Source organism: Lentzea sp. HUAS12, from assembly GCF_024125735.1.
Taxonomy (GTDB): Bacteria; Actinomycetota; Actinomycetes; order Mycobacteriales; family Pseudonocardiaceae; genus Lentzea; species Lentzea albida.
Genome location: NZ_CP099738.1, coordinates 5,709,566 through 5,727,749, shown reverse-complemented (window position 1 = coordinate 5,727,749; position 18,184 = coordinate 5,709,566). Strand labels below are relative to the sequence as shown.

22 protein-coding genes are annotated in these 18,184 nt (G+C 67.7%); 7 read left to right on the top strand and 15 right to left on the bottom strand.

Features of this window, described 5'->3' with window-relative positions; genetic code table 11:
* Window positions 1-110: 110 nt before the first annotated feature.
* Complete coding sequence (locus ND450_RS25880; protein ID WP_253321232.1) at window positions 111-956, top strand: helix-turn-helix transcriptional regulator; 846 nt, start codon at window positions 111-113, stop codon at window positions 954-956.
* Complete coding sequence (locus tag ND450_RS25875) at window positions 931-1,104, top strand: DUF397 domain-containing protein (RefSeq protein ID WP_253321231.1); 174 nt, start codon at window positions 931-933, stop codon at window positions 1,102-1,104. Before ND450_RS25880 ends, ND450_RS25875 begins: the two co-directional genes overlap by 26 nt.
* Here ND450_RS25875 and ND450_RS25870 read toward each other — a convergent pair.
* From ND450_RS25870 to ND450_RS25830, 9 genes are all read right to left on the bottom strand, one after another.
* Complete coding sequence (locus ND450_RS25870; protein WP_089921931.1) at window positions 1,091-1,636, bottom strand: radical SAM protein; 546 nt, start codon at window positions 1,634-1,636, stop codon at window positions 1,091-1,093. The two genes, ND450_RS25875 and ND450_RS25870, sit on opposite strands and share 14 nt — an antisense overlap.
* A 72-nt stretch (window positions 1,637-1,708) precedes the next feature.
* Window positions 1,709-2,353, bottom strand: a complete 645-nt coding sequence (locus tag ND450_RS25865) for a response regulator transcription factor (protein ID WP_253321230.1) — start codon at window positions 2,351-2,353, stop codon at window positions 1,709-1,711.
* The gene (locus ND450_RS25860; RefSeq protein ID WP_253321229.1) at window positions 2,350-4,161 is read right to left on the bottom strand and encodes a sensor histidine kinase; all 1,812 of its coding nucleotides are present in this window, start codon (window positions 4,159-4,161) and stop codon (window positions 2,350-2,352) included. Before ND450_RS25860 ends, ND450_RS25865 begins: the two co-directional genes overlap by 4 nt.
* 41 nt (window positions 4,162-4,202) lie before the next feature.
* A complete protein-coding gene (locus tag ND450_RS25855; protein WP_089921934.1) occupies window positions 4,203-4,427 on the bottom strand; it encodes a hypothetical protein in 225 nt (74 codons plus the stop codon).
* A 118-nt stretch (window positions 4,428-4,545) separates the two neighbouring features.
* Entirely contained in the window at window positions 4,546-5,535 is a 990-nt protein-coding gene (locus tag ND450_RS25850; protein ID WP_253321228.1) for a zinc-dependent alcohol dehydrogenase family protein, read from the bottom strand.
* A complete protein-coding gene (locus tag ND450_RS25845; protein WP_089921936.1) occupies window positions 5,532-6,332 on the bottom strand; it encodes a carbohydrate ABC transporter permease in 801 nt (266 codons plus the stop codon). The genes ND450_RS25850 and ND450_RS25845 overlap by 4 nt, the downstream gene beginning before the upstream one ends.
* A complete protein-coding gene (locus ND450_RS25840) occupies window positions 6,329-7,258 on the bottom strand; it encodes a carbohydrate ABC transporter permease (protein ID WP_089921937.1) in 930 nt (309 codons plus the stop codon). Before ND450_RS25840 ends, ND450_RS25845 begins: the two co-directional genes overlap by 4 nt.
* Before the next feature lies 1 nt (window position 7,259).
* Window positions 7,260-8,594, bottom strand: coding sequence for a sugar ABC transporter substrate-binding protein (locus ND450_RS25835; protein WP_089921938.1), 1,335 nt, complete (start codon window positions 8,592-8,594; stop codon window positions 7,260-7,262).
* 73 nt (window positions 8,595-8,667) lie between these two features.
* Entirely contained in the window at window positions 8,668-9,429 is a 762-nt protein-coding gene (locus ND450_RS25830; RefSeq protein WP_191301908.1) for a DeoR/GlpR family DNA-binding transcription regulator, read from the bottom strand.
* A gap of 276 nt (window positions 9,430-9,705) precedes the next feature.
* On the opposite strand from ND450_RS25830, the gene ND450_RS25825 reads away from it, so the two are divergent.
* Genes ND450_RS25825 through ND450_RS25810 form a run of 4 tightly spaced genes read left to right on the top strand, consistent with a single transcriptional unit; the run spans window position 9,706 to window position 11,869 of the window.
* Window positions 9,706-10,191, top strand: a complete 486-nt coding sequence (locus tag ND450_RS25825; protein WP_253321227.1) for a DUF6346 domain-containing protein — start codon at window positions 9,706-9,708, stop codon at window positions 10,189-10,191.
* Window positions 10,192-10,653 (top strand): YbaB/EbfC family nucleoid-associated protein, encoded by a 462-nt coding sequence (locus ND450_RS25820; RefSeq protein ID WP_253321226.1) that lies wholly within the window; start codon window positions 10,192-10,194, stop codon window positions 10,651-10,653.
* A gap of 5 nt (window positions 10,654-10,658) precedes the next feature.
* Window positions 10,659-10,997, top strand: coding sequence for a type VII secretion target (locus ND450_RS25815; protein WP_253321225.1), 339 nt, complete (start codon window positions 10,659-10,661; stop codon window positions 10,995-10,997).
* Window positions 10,994-11,869 (top strand): hypothetical protein, encoded by an 876-nt coding sequence (locus tag ND450_RS25810; RefSeq protein WP_253321224.1) that lies wholly within the window; start codon window positions 10,994-10,996, stop codon window positions 11,867-11,869. Before ND450_RS25815 ends, ND450_RS25810 begins: the two co-directional genes overlap by 4 nt.
* Before the next feature lie 41 nt (window positions 11,870-11,910).
* On the opposite strand, the gene ND450_RS25805 is transcribed toward ND450_RS25810, so the two are convergent.
* From ND450_RS25805 to ND450_RS25785, 5 genes are all read right to left on the bottom strand, one after another.
* Window positions 11,911-13,389 (bottom strand): glycoside hydrolase family 13 protein, encoded by a 1,479-nt coding sequence (locus ND450_RS25805; RefSeq protein ID WP_253321223.1) that lies wholly within the window; start codon window positions 13,387-13,389, stop codon window positions 11,911-11,913.
* Window positions 13,390-13,400: 11 nt separating this feature from the next.
* A complete protein-coding gene (locus ND450_RS25800) occupies window positions 13,401-14,234 on the bottom strand; it encodes a carbohydrate ABC transporter permease (RefSeq protein ID WP_253321222.1) in 834 nt (277 codons plus the stop codon).
* Window positions 14,231-15,088, bottom strand: a complete 858-nt coding sequence (locus ND450_RS25795) for a carbohydrate ABC transporter permease (RefSeq protein WP_177229991.1) — start codon at window positions 15,086-15,088, stop codon at window positions 14,231-14,233. Before ND450_RS25795 ends, ND450_RS25800 begins: the two co-directional genes overlap by 4 nt.
* On the bottom strand, window positions 15,089-16,426 hold the full coding sequence (locus ND450_RS25790) for an ABC transporter substrate-binding protein (RefSeq protein ID WP_253321221.1): 1,338 nt from the start codon (window positions 16,424-16,426) through the stop codon (window positions 15,089-15,091).
* A gap of 109 nt (window positions 16,427-16,535) precedes the next feature.
* Window positions 16,536-17,519: a LacI family DNA-binding transcriptional regulator gene (locus tag ND450_RS25785; protein WP_089921945.1), complete on the bottom strand. Its 984-nt coding sequence runs from the start codon at window positions 17,517-17,519 to the stop codon at window positions 16,536-16,538.
* A 116-nt stretch (window positions 17,520-17,635) separates the two neighbouring features.
* Between ND450_RS25785 and ND450_RS25780 the strand changes: the two genes are divergently transcribed.
* On the top strand, window positions 17,636-17,803 hold the full coding sequence (locus tag ND450_RS25780) for a hypothetical protein (RefSeq protein WP_253321220.1): 168 nt from the start codon (window positions 17,636-17,638) through the stop codon (window positions 17,801-17,803).
* A 24-nt stretch (window positions 17,804-17,827) separates the two neighbouring features.
* Here the strand turns inward: ND450_RS25780 and ND450_RS45750 are convergent, their stop codons facing one another.
* Complete coding sequence (locus tag ND450_RS45750) at window positions 17,828-17,950, bottom strand: hypothetical protein (RefSeq protein WP_256557281.1); 123 nt, start codon at window positions 17,948-17,950, stop codon at window positions 17,828-17,830.
* Between the last annotated feature and the right edge of the window lie 234 nt (window positions 17,951-18,184).

Genomic DNA, 18,184 nt, shown 5'->3' with positions numbered 1-18,184 from the left:
CAGGTCAGGGCCTATGGCGCCGTGCGCGCCACACGCGCTCATAGGCCGCTACGTTTTCACCCGAACGAGCCCGTGGCGTGGAGTGAATCCAATCCATACGGTCACTGAGCATGACCGCGACCATTTCCACCCCTTGCAGCCGAGAGCTCGGCGACGAGCTACGCCGAGTCCGGGAGTCGTCCACCCAGTTCCACGGCCGCGGAATGGCCATCCACCTGGGCTGGGATCCGAGCAAGGTGTCCGACATCGAACTGGGCAAGGTGCGGGCGAGCGACGTCGATGTCGTGCAGTACCTGGCGACGTGTGGCAAGGACATCGACTTCATCGATGCGTTCCGCCGTCGCTACTACAACGCGTTCGACCTGTACTTCGCCCAGGCGTCGGACAACGTGGGCACGCTCGCGCTGACAGAGGCGATGGCGACGAAGATCTTTTCCTACGACGTGCTGATCGTGCACGGTCTGATGCAGACGGAGGAGTACGCGCGACAGCTGTTCATCGACTCCCACATCGAAGCGCCCGAGGACATCGCGAGGCTCGTCCAGGCGCGCATGGATCGGCAGACGATCCTGAGGCGGCCGAACCGGCCCGAATGCGTGTTCTTCGTGCACGAGCTCGCCTTGCGGATGCAGTTGGGTGATGTGCGGATTCGCGAAGACCAGTACCTGCGTCTTCTCTTCAACACCCACATCCTCAGGGTCGTGCCTGCCGGCAACTGGGCTTTTCGCTCTGCGGTCACGCTCTACGAGTTCGGCAAGGCGGCGCCGGTCGCGTACACCGAGTCCGACACGGCGCAGGTGTGGTCACAGGACACGGTGGCCGTCGCTCAGGCCAGGAGGCTCTTTCAGCGGCTGGATGCCGTCGCGCTGGATGCGGAACAATCGAAGCGCAAGCTGGCGGAGTACGTCAGCGGTCTTCGAGAGGATCCTCATGTCGGCGGAACGGGCCTGGCGTAAGAGCAGCTACAGCAACGGTGGTACTGCGCAGAGCTGCGTGGAGGTCTCCCTCACCGAGGACGCGCTCGTGCGGGACACGAAGAACGCGAGCGGCGACGTTCTCGCGTTCTCCACCCCTGCCTGGCGCGCCCTCCTCAAATCGCTCTGACCACCGAGGTGTTCGCGGTCTCCACGGTCACCCGCACGGTCTGAGGCGCCAACGACTGCAGGTACTGCGCGTGGTCCGACCCGATCGTGTCGCTGAACGCGATGAACGCCAGCCGGGGCATCTCGAACGCCGTGGTGGCGCAGAAGTCCTCCAGCCGGTCGAACCCGCGCCGGATCCCGGTCGCGTCGAGCCCGAACACGGCGTGCGACGACAGCTTCGCCGCACCGATGTCCAGCAGGTGCAACGCGTGCATGGCGTGCGTGAAAGCCATGGCGCACACCTCGATGCGCGAGCACGATTCCAGCAGGGTGCGCACCATCGACGGGTGCAGCGACTTGCCGGACGTGCGCAGGACGACGTCGATGCCGGCCTCGCGGAAGAGTTCGACGATCTCGAACAGGCCGGGCACTCCGAGCGGTTCGCCGCCGCCCAGCGTGACGGTCTCCGGGCGCATCGAGATGAGCGCTTGGGCTACGTGCAACATGCGGTCGTGGCTGAGTCGCGCGTGAGCGACGTCCCAGGTGATGTCCATCGGGCCCCCTTCGGCGGATACGCCGATCCCATCGGGGGCCGTGTCCCGCTGTCAGGTGACCGGTGTCCCGACTCAGGTGGGACTTCCCAGTCCCGCCTCCCGCGCCCGCACGATCGCCTGCGCGCGGTCGGCCACCTGCAACTTGGTGAAGATCGCGGACACCCGGTTGCGCACGGTCTTGCCCGACAGGCTCAGCCGGTGCGCGATCGACGGGTTGTCGAGCCCGGACGCCATCAGCTCCAGCACGTCCCGCTCCCGGTCGGTGAGCTGCGGGAACAGCACCGCCTTGGACGACGAGATCGCGGTGAAGTAGCCCATCATCCGCTGCGCGATGGTCGCGCTGAAGATCGCCTCGCCGGCGCCGATGGCCTGCACGGCCCGCACGATCTCGTCGTCGTCGGTCGTCTTGACCAGGTAGCCGCGCGCGCCGGCCTTCATCGCCGCGAACACCAGTTCGTCGTCCTCGTGCATCGTCAGCACGAGGACACCGACGGACGGCAGCACGTCCAGGATCTGCTTCGCCGCCTCGACACCGCCGAGCACGGGCATGTGCAGGTCCATCACGACGACGTCCGGCTCCAGCTCCAGGACCACCCGGACGGCCTCCTGCCCGTCCGCGGCGTCGCCGACGACGTCGACACCGTCCTCGCCGTCCAGCAACGCCTTCAGGCCGCGCCGGAACACCGGGTGGTCGTCCGCGATCACAACGCGCGTCACTGGGCCTCCAACGGGATCCGTGCCACCACCTTGGTGCCGTGTGGTTCCGCGGGTCCCACTGTGCACGATCCACCCAGCTCGGCGCAGCGTTCTCGCATCGAATCCAGGCCCACACCCGGCTTGGAATCGGCCGCGACGCCGCGTCCGTCGTCCACGATCTCCACCACCAGGTCGCCGTCGGCGCGCACCGTGATCACGCACGACGAAGCGCCCGAGTGGCGGGCGGTGTTGGTCAGCGCCTCGGCCACGATCCGGTAGGCGGCGACCTCGACGGCCGCGGACAGGCCCTCGATCGGCTCGGCGTCGACCTCCACGCGCAGCTCGCCGTTGAACCGCGCGGCCTCGTCCCGCACGGCCAGCGCCAGTCCCTGGTCGAGGATCGGCGGCCGCAGCCCGTCCACCAGGCTGCGCACCTCCAGCGCGGTCGTGTCGACGTCGGCCAGCACCGGGTCGAGCACGTCACCGAGAGACCGCCGCAACGCCTTGAGCTGCAACCGAATGCCGACCAACGCCGGTCCGACGCCGTCGTGCAGGTCGCGCCGCAACCGCAGCCGTTCTTCTTCGCGCGCACGAACGAGCCGCTCCCGCGCGAGCTGCAGATCCGCGGTCAGCTTGATCGACTGGGCCGCGGGAGCGGTCGACCGCGCGAGCTCGACGAGCAGGCTCAGCTCGCGGTCGCTCAGCCGTTCGTCGGGAGCACGCGGCTCGACGACGAGGTCACCGACGGCAGATCCCCGGTACGTCATGGGAAAACGCAGCTGCGGCCACCCGCGACTCCGGCCGTGCTCGGCCAACACCGATCCACCGCGAATGGCCACGTACGGCAGTTTCAACGACTCCGCGACAGTGGCGGCCACGGTCGGGAGCACGTCCTGCGACCGTTCGAGCTTCTCGCTCAACGTCGACAGCGCGGCATAAGGATCCGAGCGCTGACCATAAAGCCACAGATCGAGCCTGCGCTGCACCCACGTTCGAAGAGGCGCGAACGCCAGCCCGGCGGCCACGACCCCGATGACCTCGGCGTCCCGGGCGAACAACTCGCCGGCCCCGACCATCACGCCGAGGTAGAGCAGCAGCAAGACCACGGTCAACGAGCCGTAGAGCAACGAACGGTGGATGAGCAGGCTGATGTCATAAAGGCCGTACCGCACGATGGCGATGACAGCGGCAGCCGGAAACGCGAGCACACCAACGACCCACGCGACGTGCCCGTCCGTCGTCTCCACGACGGTCGCCACGCCCGCCAGCGTCAGCAACGCGAACGCCCACACGAGCAACCGGCGTTCGTCCCCTTCAGCCCTCCGCCACCGCAGAGCCAAGGACACCACCGCCGCGATCACCGAGACCCCGGCCGCCAGCACGGCGACCAGCGTGATCGTCTTCGCGAGCCCGCCCCCACCCGACTGCCAGAACGAGGCGGGATCGCCCCACGAAGCCCAGGCGATCCCCACGGTGCCGACGACAGCGCTGAACAGCGACGCGCCGATGGCGATCCACCAGCGGCCGCTCAACGGCCTGCCGTTCGGGAACACCAGGGCCACCGCGGGCAGCAACGCGTACGTGGGCCACCAGACCCACGCCTCGACCCACCGGGCGGGGTGGTCGTCGGGCTGGCCCGCGACCGCGACGGCGACGCCGCCGAACAGGCCCATGGCGAGCAGCAGCCACCCGACGGCCGACCTGCGGACGTGGCCGATCACCCGCACCCCGAGCAGGGTGCAGGCGAACGCGACCAGCCAGTTCCGCGGATGCGAGACGGCGCCGGTGACCGCTGTGTGCACGACGGCGAAGAGCACACAGGCGGCCACCAACGCACCAATGACGCGAGCGAGGAGGACCTCGCGTCGCGTCAGTCGCTGAGCCAGTGCCACAGGTTGTGGAACGGAGAACCGGCGTCCAAGGTGCTCAGACCTCCCGGCCAGCCCTGGAACGTCATGATCCGGTGACGCAACTGCTCGACCGTCACCGGTTCGGCTGCCTTGTGGACGTGGTCGAAATCGACGTCCCCAGGCGGCGGGTTGACCGCGCGCGCCTGAAGCTCCGCGTACCAGGCGAGGAGCTCTTCGTCGGACATGTGCGAAAAGTACGGCGGTACCACTTTCTGCCCGGACTTCGACATGTCTGGAAGGAGTCGTGGGCACTCGTCTGGATACACGAGTGCCCACGAACTTCGAGAACTTTCTGAGAACGACCTACGGCAGGACCTGGATCTTGCGGCCCTTACCCGCCTTGAACTGGTCCAACGCCCCCGCGTAGTCGTCCAGCGGCACCCTGTCACTGATGAAGATCTCGGGGTCGAGTACTCCGGTCGCGAAGAGGTCCGCCGCCCGTTCGAACGAGTGCAGCACCGCCATCGAGCCGGTGATGGTGATCTCCTGGTTGTAGATCTTGTACGGCTCGATGGTGACGCGGGCGGAGTAGTCCGAGACGCCGAACTGGAGGAACGTGCCGCCCTTGGCGACCCGGTTCAGCCCGTCCTGGATGGCCTTCTCGTTGCCGGTGGCGTCGATGACGACGTCCCAGCCCTGCGGCCGGTCGAGCTCGTCCGGCGTCGCCGCCACGGCCGTGACGCCGAGCTGCTTCGCCGTCGCCAGCCGGTCCGGGTTGAGGTCCACGACCTCGATCGACGACGCGCCGGTCAGCTTGCCGAGCTGCAGCATCATCAGGCCCATCGTGCCCGAGCCGTAGATCAGCACCCGCGACGCCATCTGCGACCGCAGCACGTCGTAGCCGCGCACGGCGCACGACAGCGGCTCGATCAGGGCCGCGTCCTCCGTCCGGACGTGGTCCGGCAGCTTCACGCAGTTCGCCACCGGGGCCTTCGCGAACTCCGCCGCGCCACCGGACGTCGTGACGCCGATGGCCGCCCAGCGCTCGCACAGGTTGTTCTTGCCGGAACGGCACATGCGGCACTCGTAGCAGTAGAGCGACGGGTCGACGGCGACCCGGTCGCCCACAGCCACCTCGCCCACCTGCGAACCGATCTCGACGACCGTGCCGGCGAACTCGTGGCCCGGCACGACCGGCAGGGTGGGCGCGAACTCGCCCTGCAGGATGTGCAGGTCCGTGCCGCACAGGCCGCAGGCGGCGACCTGGACGACGACCTCGCGGGGACCGCACGTGGGATCGTCCACAGTGGTCACTTCGACGGACCCGACGCCGGTGATCACTGCTGCTTTCACTTGACCGCTCCCAACGAAAGGCCCTGGACGAGCTTGTCCTGGGCGGCGAACCCGGCGATGAGCACCGGCAGAGACACCACGACCGCGGCCGCGCACACCTTGGCCAGGAACAGGCCCTGGGAGGTGACGAACCCGGTGAGGTACACGGGGGCGGTGCCGGCGACGACACCGGTGAGCACCCGTGCGAAGAGCAGCTCGTTCCAGCTGAAGATGAAGCAGATCAGCGCCGTCGCCGCGATGCCGGGCATCGCGATGGGCGCGACCACCCTGCGCAGGATCGTGACCAGCCCGGCGCCGTCGATCGAGGCCGCCTCGAGGATCTCCTTGGGGACCTCGGACAGGAACGAGCGCATGAGCCACACCGCGATCGGCAGGTTCATCGAGCAGTACAGCAGCGTGAGGAACGAGATGTTGTCGAGCATCCCGGAGAACTGCGCGATCAGGTAGATCGGCAGCAGCGCCGCGACGACCGGCATCATCTTGGTGGAGAGGAAGAAGAACAGGACGTCCGTCCACTTCTCCACCGGCTTGATCGACAACGCGTACGCGGCCGGGATCGCCAGCAGCAGCACGATGATCGTCGACCCGATCGAGGCGCTGAACGAGTTGATCAGCGGCGGCCACGCGCCGGAGTCGAAGAACTCCGCGTAGCCGTCGAACGTCAGCGGCGCCAGCACCGACGGCGGGTTCGTGGCCGCGTCCGTCTCGCTGTGCAGCGAGGTCAGGAACATCCACGCCACCGGTGCGAAGAAGACGATGCCCGCGAACCAGGCGAGCACACCCCAAACGCGGCTCATCGCTTCTCCTCCTTGAACAGCGAGGAGACCGTGCGCAACGCGAAGGTCGCGATGATGATCGACCCCGCCACCACGATGACACCGGCCGCGGAGGCCTCGCCGTACTCGTGGGCCTGGTAGAAGGTCTGGTAGATCATGTACGGCAGGTTCGCCGTGCCCAGACCACCGGACGTGATCGTGAAGACCGCGTCGAAGTTCTGCACGATGTAGATCGACCCGAGCAGCCCGCCGAGCTCCAGGTACTGGCGCAGGTGCGGGAACGTCAGGTACCGGAAGATCTGGAACGACGACGCGCCGTCGATCGTCGCGGCCTCGACCGGTTCGATCGGCTTGGACTGCAGGCCCGCCAGCAGGATCAGCATCATGAACGGCGTCCACTGCCACACCAGCGACAGCACCACGGCGCTCATCGGCATGTTGGAGATCCAGTCCGGCTGGGCGTCGAAGCCCAGCCAGTTCAGGATGCCGTTGAACAGGCCGTACTCCGGGTTGTAGAGCACGTGCTTCCAGATCAGCGCCGCCGCCACCGGGACCACCAGGAACGGCGCGATGAGCATGGTCCGCACGAATCCGCGGCCCGCGAACTTCTTGTCCAGCAACAGCGCGAGGCCGAGGCCGAGCACCAGGCTGATCAGGACCACGGACGCCGTCAGCACGATCGTGTTGACGACGGAGGAGCGCAGGTCGGGGTCGGTGAAGACGTTGACGTAGTTGTCGAACCCGGCGAACCCGCGGTTGGTGGGGTCGAGGGAGTTCCACTTCATGAACGAGATGACGAGAGTCGCCACGAACGGCAGCTGCGTCACGATGATCAGGAAGATCAGGGCGGGCAGCAGCGGCGCCCGCCGCGCCCACTTCGAGTACCCCTTGCGGGGGACGGGAGGCGGCCGGTCGACGACCGACCGCTCCCGCGTCATGACAGCCATGTCACTGTCCCTTGTACTTCGCGGCGACCTTCTCGGCGAGACCCTGACCGTTGTTCAGCGCGTCGTCCACGGACGTCGCACCCGCGATCGCGGAGCTGATCTGCTGCGACACCTGGGTGCCGAGGTCGGTGAACTCGGGGATGCCGACGAACTGGATGCCGGGGGCCGGACGCTCCTGCACACCGGGGTTGAGCGGCTTCGCGCTCTTGATCGCGGCCTCGGCCATCGCGGAGAACGTGCCCGAAGACTGCTTGTACTCGGCGCGCTGGTAGGTCGACGAGCGCTTGCCGTCCGGGACCTTCGACCAGCCGAGCGTCTTGCCCGCGAGCTCCTCGTAGCCCTTGCCGGACGCCCACGAGATGAACTTCCAGGCGTTGTCCTGCTTCTTCGACGCCTTCTGGATGCCGAACGCCCAGGTGTAGAGCCAGCCGGAGCTGTCGGTCTTCACGACCGGTGCCTGGGTGAAGCCGAGCTTGCCCTTGACGGGGGAGTCGGCCGCTTCGAGCAGGCCCGCGGCGACCGTGGCGTCGTACCACATCGCGACCTTGCCCTGCGTCATGTTGTTGAGGCACTCGGCGAAGCCTGCCTGCGGGGCGCCGTTCTCACCGTGGGTGCGGACGAGGTCGACGTAGAACTTGGTGGCCTCCTTGAACTCCGGCGCGTTGACCTGCGCCTGCCAGTCCTTGGTGAACCACGTGCCGCCGAAGGTGTTCACGACCGTCGTCAGCGGCGCCATGACCTGGCCCCAGCCCGGCTGGCCGCGCAGGCAGATGCCGCGGACCTCGGGGGTGGAGACCTTCGCGGCGGCCTCGGCGACCTGCTGCCAGGTCGGCTTGTCGGGCAGTGTGACGCCCTTCTCGGCGAAGATGTCCTTGCGGTACATGAGGAACGACGACTCGCCGTAGAACGGCTGCGCGTAGACCTTGCCGTCGGCGGCGGTCAGCGACTGCTTGATCGGCTCGAGGATGTCGGCCTGGTCGAACCCGCTGTCCTTGGACACGAAGTCGTCCATCGGCGCGAGCCAGCCGTTCTTGGCGTACATCGGCGTCTCGTAGTTGGAGATCGTCGCGACGTCGTACTGCCCGGCCTGGCTGGAGAAGTCCTGGCTGATCTTGTCACGGACGTCGTTCTCGGGCAGCACGGTGAAGTTCACCTTGATGCCCGTCTCCTTGGTGAAGTTGTCCGCGGTGAGCTTCTGCAGGTCCTGCATCTGCGGGTTGTTCACCATCAGGACGTTCACCGAGTTCTCACCGCCGCCCCCACCACCGGCTCCCGAGCAGGCGGACGCGAGCAGCAACACCGCGGTGGCGGCTCCGAGTGTGCGAATCGACGACATCGTCGGTTCCTTTCAAGGGTTTTCGGGCGCGTCGAACACAAGGGGGGATGTACGCCCGAAGGGTGAGGGCAAGTCAGGCTCTGATGACCTTGGGGCCTAGCAACGTGTACCGGTGGGCCTCGTGCGCGCTGAGACCGCTGTCGGTGACGACCGCCTCCAGATCGGAGACCTCGGCGAACCGGTGGAAGCTGGAGACGCCGAACTTCGTGTGCGTCCCGACGAAGATCTTTCTGCGGGACGCGCCGAGCGCCTTGGCCTTCACCGCGCCGACCGCCGGGTCGGGCGTGGTCAGGCCGTGCTCGCGGGAGATGCCGTTGGCGCCGATGTAGGCGAGGTCGATGACCATCTCGCCGAGCATCCTGGTGGTCCAGTGGTCCACAGTGGCCAGTGTGTGGCCCCTGACGCGACCGCCCAGCAGCAGGACGGTGCACGACGGGTGCTCGGACATCGCCGCCGCAGTCGGCAGCGACGCGGTGATGATCGTGAGCGGGTTGGTGGTGGGCAACGCCTCCGCGACGAGTTGCGGCGTGTACCCCTCGTCGATGAAGACCGTCTCGGCGTCGTCGAGCCGTTCGGCGGCGGCCTTCGCGATCCGCCGCTTCTCCGGCACGTGGGACCCGGCGCGGAACCGGAGCCCCGTCTCGAAGCCGGCGCTCTCGACCGGGACGCCGCCGCCGTGCGTGCGGCGGACCAGGCCGTGCTCGTCGAGCACGCGCAGGTCGCGCCTGACCGTTTCGGGAGCGACGCGCAGTTCCTGCGCCATCTCCACCACGTCGACCCGGCCGTCGGCGCGGGCCCTGGCCAGGATGCGCCGTTTGCGTTCCTCGGCTCGCATGTCACCTGCCCACTCGGCTATCTGGTTGCCCGTTCGGGCCGTGCATAGATGAAACACCCTTGAAACATTGTGGTCGGCACCACAACTGGGTGACATCCTGCCCGATTTTCGCCCGGTTCGCCCTGCGTGACGCCTCGTTCACGCAGGTCGACCAGACTGGGCACGCCCGATTCGCCCTCCTCGTGTGCCCGGATGGCCTCCAGGCGACTGCTGAATTCGGTGGAACCGGGCGAGACGGCACGAAGTCCAACCGGGACCGACGAGGGGACGAGACGCATGAAGTGGGTCGCTGGGTTGTTCGCCCTGGTGATCTTGGGTGCCGGCGTCCTGCTGGGCCTGACGGGCTTCACGAGGTTCGATCCCACCGCGGGCACGAACAGCAGGCCCGTAACGGACCGGGGCGTCGCCCGTGTGACCGGTTGCACGTCGAGCGGACCGGTCAGCATTCGGGGCTTCGGCACCTGGTGGACCTGTCAGGCCGATGTGACCTGGGAGAGCGGGCGGCAGACACGGGTCACGGCCGAACCGGATCAGCTCACCCCGTCCGACCAGGGCACCGAGGTGCCGGTGGTGCAGCGGGGCTCGAGCAAGGTCCGCAACGGGCCCGGCAACGCGCCGGTCTACCGCGCGGACTTCGAGCCGAGCGTCCTCCTGGGCATCGGTTCGATGCTCGGGGGCCTCGCGGTCGGTGGGATCGGGGCGCTGGCCGTCATCGGCACGCTGGCGTCCCGTCGCAAGAAAGCACAGGAGAGGGACTACTAGATGAATCCGGCTGCAGCTGATCCCGACGCGATGATGCGCCAGTGGAACGAGCAGATCCAGGCGAAGCTCCGGCAAGCCGACGAGATGAAGCAGGTCGCGAACGCGGTCTCGGTGACCCAGCGCTCCTCTGACGGCTCGGTGTCTGTCACGGTCGACCAGAACGGCATCGTCTCGGCGCTGGACCTGACCGACGCGGCGCTGCGCAAGCAGCCCGCGCAGCTGTCGGCCGACATCCTGGGCGCGATGCGGACCGCCCAGGCGCAGATCGCCGCCAAGATGCACGAGGTCATGGCGCCGATCATCGGTGAGGACTCCGCGACCATGGACGCGCTGATGGGCGGCTACGAGGAACGCTTCCCGGAGCCTCCGCCCGTGAACCCGACGCCTCCGCGTCCCACCGGTCCCGTTGATGACGACGACTTCGGCGGGCACAACTTCGCCCGCGACGACAAGGGCTGGTGATCAGCATGACCTCTCCCGGGTTCAACGTCCACACGCAGGCGATGCGCGATCACGCCCGGCGGATCGACGGCATCGTCAGGCAGATCGAGACGGCGCAGCAGGCCATCGGGCAGGCGCAGATCAACGGCGCCAACGCGTACGGGATCCTCTGCAGTCCGTTGCTGGAGCCGCTCATGGGCACCATCGAGGCTGCTGGTACCGGCGCCGTGAACACCGCGCACGGCGTCGTCAACGCCACTGTGGACGGTGTCAACGGCATGGCCGACGTGTACGACAACGTCGACCAGGCGCTCGGCGGCAACTTCAAGAAGATCGTCGAGAAGCTCGGGGAGCTGACGTCATGACCGCACCGAACCCGTTGGTGGCCAACGCTCCTGGTCCCACTGCCTGGAGCGCAGGTCTCAACCTGGTCGAGCCGGCGGCGGACGCGGTCTCGGCGGTCCAGCGCGGTGACTGGGCGGAGGCGGGCATCAACATCCTCGGCGCGGGCGTCGACGCGCTGGGCTTCCTGACCGACCCGTTCGGCACGCTGCTGTCGTCGGCGTTCGCGTGGTTCATCGAGCACGTCGAGCCGTTGACGTCGATGCTCAACTCGCTCGCGGGCAACCCCGGTGTGATCAACCAGAACGCCGCGACCTGGGGCAACGTCGGTGATCACCTCAAGAGGGCCGGCGAGGACATGGCCCGCGTGGTCGACGCCGACACCAGCGCGTGGCAGGGCGCCGCGGTCTCGGCCTACGCCGCCGTGGCGAAGGCGGAGGCGACCGGGGTGAAGGCCGCGGGTCTCGCCGCCGAGGGCGTCGGTGCCGCGCTGACCGGTGCGGGCGTCGCCGTCGCGACCGTGCGGACGATCGTGCGAGACCTGATCTCGATGGCGATGAGCGAGCTGGTGCAGGCGCTGATCCGCTGGGCCGCGGCCGCGCTGATCACGGTCGGCCTCGCCACGCCGGGCATCGTCGCCGACGGCATCCGGCTGGTCATGAAGTGGGCCAAGAAGGTCTCGGACTGGCTCGAGAAGGTGATCACGACGATCAAGAACCTGTCGAAGGTCGTCAGCAAGATCTTCGAGGTCCTGGAGAAGTGCAAGACGGGCCTGGCGGCGATCATGCCGAAGGGTGCGGCGGACGCGATCGTGGACACCACCGCGATCGGCATCGCGAAGAACCTGCCCACCGAGGCCGCGAAGGTCGACGACTCGCCCTACGCGACCAGGTGAGAACGCGGGGGTGGCCCGTCCCGGCCACCCCTCGCCTTCCCCTACAGCCAGGCCGCCGCGTCCGCGGGCAGCTTGCCGTCCTCCAGCGGAACGCTTGACAACGTTGGCACGCCCGGCAGGGCGATCGGTGCGTCCGACAGGTTGACCACGCACGTGTGGTCGCCGCGCCGGAACGCCAGCACGTCGTCGCCGAGGTCGAGCCACTCCAGGTCGCCGTCGATGCCGCGGCGCTGTGCGAACACCTCGCGGTACAGGGCGAGCATCGAGCCGGGGTCGTCCTGCTGGGCCGCGACCGAGAAGTCCTGCCAGTTCTCCGGCTGCGGCAACCAGCTCGGTCCGTCCTCAGTGGACCAGGGCAGCGGCACGCGGCAGCCGTCGCGACCCCGGTCGGTGAAGCCGGAGCGGTGCCACACCGGGTCCTCGCGCAGTTCGTCCGGCAGGTCCTCGACCTCCCAGAGCCCCAGTTCCTCGCCCTGGTAGACGTACACGCCACCGGGCAGCGCGGCGGTGAGCATGATCGCCGCGCGGGCCCTGCGCGTGCCCAGTTCGAAGTCGGTCGGGGCGCCGTGCTGCCGGTCCGCGAAGGAGAAGCCGGTCTTCTCGCGGCCGTAGCGGGTCACGTGCCTCGTGACGTCGTGGTTGGAGAGCACCCAGGTCGGTGGCGCGCCAACGGGTTCGTGCGCGGCGAGCGTGCTGTCGACGACCTTGCGCAGCTCGTCGGCGTCCCACGGGCAGCACAGGAAGTCGAAGTTGAACGCGCTGTGCATCTCGTCCTGGCGCAGGTAGCGGGCGAACCGCACCGGGTCCGGCAGCCACATCTCGCCGACGAGGATGCGGTCGCCGTCGTACTCGTCGACGATCTGGCGCCAGCGGCGGTAGATGTCGTGCACGCCGTCCTGGTCGGAGTAGGGGAGATCGGCGTTGGGCCTGGAGAAGTCCTTGACCAGGCCGTCGGCCACGTCGATGCGGAAGCCGTCGACGCCGCGGTCGAGCCAGAACCGGAGGATGTCCTCGAACTCGTCGTGGACGACGGGGTTCTCCCAGTTGAAGTCCGGTTGCTCCGCGGCGTAGAGGTGCAGGTACCAGCGGCCGTCGTCGAGCCTGCTCCACGCGGGGCCGCCGAAGCGCGACTGCCAGTCGTTCGGCAGGTCCTCGGTGTCGCGGACGTGGAAGCGGTCCCACAGGCCGTCCTTGAACCACGGGTGCTGGTCGCTGCAGTGGTTCGGGACGAGGTCGATGATGATCCGGATGCCGAGGCCGTGCGCGTCCGCGATCAGCTTCTCGGCGTCGGCGAGCGATCCGAACACCGGCTCGATGTCGCGGTAGTCCGCCACGTCGTAGCCGCCGTCCGCGAGCGGGCTCGGGTACCAGGGGTTCAGCCAGATCGCGTCGAAACCGAGGCTCGCGATGTGCTGGAGCTTGGCGCGGAGGCCGGCGATGTCACCGATGCCGTCCCCGTTCCCGTCTGCGAAGCTGCGCAGGTAGACCTGGTAGATGGATGCGTTGCGCCACCAACTCATCTGGTGTCCTTTCAGCCTTTTACGCCGCCCGCGGTGAGCCCCGCGAGGATGTGCCGCTGGAACGCCAGGAACAGCGCCACCATCGGCAGGCTCGCCAGCACGAGGCCCGCGAGCAGGAGGTTGATCGGGGTGTCCGGCGCGAAGCGTTGAAGCGCAACGCTGAGCGTCTGCTTCGCCGGATCGGGGAACACGAGCAGCGGCCAGATGAAGTCCTTCCACGCCGCCACGACCGCGAAGATCGAGACGACGGCGAGGATGGGCCGCGAGATCGGCAGCACGATGCGCACGAGGGTGGTCCAGGTGCCCGCGCCGTCGATCCTGGCCGCTTCGAGGAGCTCTTCCGGGATCTGGTCGAAGAAGCGTTTGAGCAGGTAGACGTTCAGCGCGTTCGCCGCGGCCGGCAACCAGATGCCCGCCGGGTTGTTCAGCAGGTCGAGGTCGGTGAGCGTGAGGTAGACCGGCACGAGCACGGCCGTCGAGGGCAACATCAGCGTCGCCAGCATCAGGCCCATGATCGCGCCGCCGAAGATCGGGCGCAGCTTGCTCAGCGCGTAGGCCGCGGGGACGATCACGGCCATCTGCACCGCCCACGCGCCGAGCGCGACGACGAGCGTGTTGAGGAAGAACTTGCCGAGTTCCATGTAGTTCCAGGCCTCGACGTACGCGCCCGGTTCCCACGTCCGCGGCAGGATCGTCGGTGGTTGCTGGGCCAGTTCCGCCGGCGGCTTGAACGCGCCGAGCAGCACCCAGACGAGCGGGAGCAGGAACGCGGCGGTGAAGAGGACCAGTGTGATCGTGAGGACGATCCAGTACGTCTTGCCCGTTCCCCTGGTGAGCGTCCTCATGCGTCGGCCTTCTTCGTGATCTTGAGGTAGAGGAAGGAGAAGACGCCCAGCACCGCGAACAGGATCAGGCTCAGCGCGCTCGCGGTGCCGAAGTCGTTGTAGTAGAAGGCGTACCGGTACAGCAGGAGCAGCACGGTGACCGTGGACTCCTCCGGCCCGCCGCCGGTCATGATGAACGGCTCGGTGAAGATCTGCATGGTCGCGACGACCTGCAGGAGCAGCAGCATCAGGATCACGAACTTGGTCTGCGGGATCGTGATGTGCCAGACCTTCTTGACGATGCCCGCACCGTCCAGGTCCGCGGCCTCGTACAGCTCACCGGGGATGGTCTGCAGCGCCGCCAGGTAGATCAGCGTCGCCGAGCCCATGTTCGCCCAGGTGATCACCAGCACGAGGCTGATCATGCTGGTGTCCGCGGAGTCCAGCCACTGGAGCGCGGGCAGGCCCAGTCCTCTGAGGACGGAGTTGAACAGGCCGGGTCCCGGGTCGTAGAACCACTTCCACAGCAGGGCCGTGACGACCGGTGGCAACATCACCGGCAGGTAGACCAGCAGGCGGAAGTACCCCTTGGCGTGCCGCAGCTCGTTGAGCACGACGGCCGTCAGGAACGGGACGCCGAAGCCGAGGAGCAGTGCGAGAAGCGTGAAGTACAGCGTGTTGCGCCACGCCACCCCGAACAGCGGGTCCGCGAAGAGCCTCTCGAAGTTCTCCCAGCCCACCCAGTCGGGACTCGTGACGAAGTTGACCTGCTGGAAGCTCAGGACCACCCCGCGCACGATCGGGTACCAGGAGAACACCGCGAAGACGACCAGCGCGGCACTCAGGAAGCCGTACGCGGTGACGTGGCGCCGCACCTACTTCACCTGCGCCAGGACGGCGTTGACCTTGGTCTCGGCGTCGGCGAGCAACGCCGCGTGGTCCGCGCCGGAGTTGGTCAGCACGGCCTGCACCACGGAGTCGAGGATCGCGTAGACCTGCTGCGCCTGCGGCGGTTCGAGCGAGCCCTTGGTCTTCTCCGAACCGTCCACATAGGCCTGGAAGTTCTTCACCGGCATGGTGGCGTACTTGGCCTTGAGCTCTTCCTGCTTGCTGCGCGGCTCGCCGGTCCAGATGTCGGCGATCGGCGGGATCGGCAGACCCACGGGCTGACCGCGGTCCTTGTACTTCTGCAGGTTGGTCTCGAGGCGGTCCGGGTTCAGGTACTTCCACTGGACCCACTTGAGGCCGGCCTTGATCTTCTCGGGCGTGGCCTTCGGGTTGATCATGTAGCCCTCGCCGCCGAGCAGGGTGCCCTTCTGCTCCGGGATCGCGGCCAGGCCGTAGTCGTCGTACTTGCCCTTGAACTGGTTGACGATCGCGGCGACGTTGTCGGGCGCGGCCAGGTACATGCCGAGCTGCCCGGCGCCCATCATGTTCTGCACGTCGCCGATCTCCAGGAGCTGCTTCTCGCCCATGGAGTTGTCGTCCCAGCGCATCTCCTTGAGCCTGCGCAGGACTTCCTTGCCCTTGTCGTTGTTGAAGTCGGCGACGTACTTGTCACCGTTCTTCTTGGCGATGTCCCCACCGACGGACTTCATCCACGTGGTGAAGTGCCAGCCGCCCTGGTTGCTCTTGCTGTACTCGGCGAACCCGGTGACACCGGCGTCCTTGAGCTTCTTGGCCGCCGCGCGCACCTCGTCCCACGTCTTCGGAGGGGTGTCGGGATCGAGTCCCGCCTTGGTGAAGTTGGTGCGGCTGTAGAGCAGGCCCATCGTGTAGTTGGCCGTCGGCAGCCCGTAGACCTTGCCGTCGGCCGTGAAGACGTCCTTGAGCTCCTGCTTGATGTCGCCGTAGTGCGGCACGTCCTTCACGTAGTCCGTGAGGTCGGCGGCCTGCCTGCGGGCGATCAGCGCCGCGGGATCCGTGAAGTAGACGTAGAAGACGTCCTCCAGCTGCCCGCCGGCGAGCTTGGCGCTGAACGTCTTCGGGTCCATGAACCCCTCGTGCGGCACGAGGTCGATGTCCGGGTTCGCCGCCTCGAACTCCGCGACGTCCTCGTCGAACACCTTGCGGTCGAACGCCTGGGTCTGCGGCGGCTGGCCGTTGATGTTGACCTGGACCTTGCCGCCCGGCTCGGTCGTGGAACCGCTCCCACAGCCGACCGAGCTTAGGGCCAGGACACCGCCAATCAGCACGGCAGCGGACTTCTTCATGGTGGAGCCGCCCTTCTCGCGAGCGCGTCGATGTGACGGCGACCATAAGTCCCCGTTACATCTGAACGCAATATCCAGACGAAAACTCGCAAGAAGCTGACTGCGTTCGTTACCTCGCGGGCGCGCTGCTGGCCCTCACCACCAACTCGGGCTCGAACAGCAACTCGTCCGGCGCCACGGCGTTGCCGGAAATCTGGTTCGCCAGCAACTCCACCGCGGCCCGCCCCATCGCCTCGATCGGCTGCCGCACCGTCGTCAGCGGCGGATCGGTGCAGGTCATGAAGGCGGAATCGTCGTACCCGATGATCGACACGTCCTTGGGCACGTCCAGCCCGGCCCTCCTGACGGCCCTTATCGCGCCCAGCGCGAGGGGATCGCTGGCGCAGATGATGGCCGTGACCCCGCGCTGCACGAGCTTCGTGGCAGCGGCCTGCCCGCCTTCGAGGCTGAACATGGCGTGCTCGACATCGGCCCCGCCACACCGGTTGATGGCCTCGAGCTTCCGCAGGCTCGGCACGTGGTCGGTCGGCCCGAGCACAGCCCCGATCCGCTTGTGCCCGAGGGAAGTCAGGTGCCCGTACGCCTGCTCCACCGCCACCGCGTCGTCACACGACACCCGAGGGAACGCGAGGTCGTCTATCGCGGCGTTGACCAGCACCGCAGGCAACTTCCGGGACATCATCTGCTGGTAGTGCCCGTGACTGGCGTCCTTCTGCGCGTAGTGCCCGCCGGCGAACACGATCCCGCTGACGTGCTGCTCCAGCAGCAGCTCCAGGTACTCGGCCTCGGTGACCCCGCCGGCCGTCCTGGTGCAGAGGACAGGCGTGAAACCCCTTTGCGCCAGCGCGTTCCCGACCACGTCCGCGAAGGCGGGGAAGATGGGGTTCTGCAGCTCGGGCAGCACGAGGCCGACAAGCCTGGCGCGTTCACCCCTGAGTTGGGTCGGTCGCTCGTATCCGAGCACGTCAAGCGCCGTGAGCACGGCACTGCGCGTGGCGTCCGAGACGCCGGGCTTGCCGTTCAGCACCCGGCTGACAGTGGCCTCGCTGACCCCGACCTTGGCCGCGACCTCGGCCAGCCTCCGTTGCGTCATGGCGCAAGTGTACGCAATTTCTTGCGTCCGTTTGCAAACGAGCCTCACCCGCTCGGCAGGCGCTCGCCGACCGCGCCGCCGGTAGGCTTCTCCGCCATCCGCGAGGGGAGACCACGATGGCCACCGACCCGCTCAAGCCCGTACCGACCCCGGTCCCGAAGGACGACCCGTCCTCCTGCTGGCCGCTCAAGTCGCCGGCGAAGGACAAGCCGGTGCGAGGCGTGGACTGGTTCCTGCGCATGCCGAACGGTGGCGGCACGGTCTACCAGCGGCCCGCCGACTGACCTCATGCGGTCCCGCGCGCCGGTCTACTTCACAAGCCTGCTCGCGACGATCGCCCTGATCAACACGCCGGTTCCGCGGATCGTCGTGTCGGCGGTGCTCAACCCCGAGGCCGGTGACGCGGTCGCGCGCAGCCTCGGGTCGATCACCAAGGACCTCGTGCTGGTGCTGCTCGTCTCGATCTACTTCGAACGGGTGCGCACCAAGGAACAGGCCGAGCTGCTGCGCGGGATCGACCGCAAGCTGGACGCGACGGGCCTCGTGACGGCGCCTGCCGTCCGCAAGCTCGTGCTCGACACCACGCCGCCCGAAGAGCTGGTCAGGACCGCGCTGGACCGCCACATGCCGCGCATGGAGGACAAGTCCTCGTTGGTGTCGCTGGT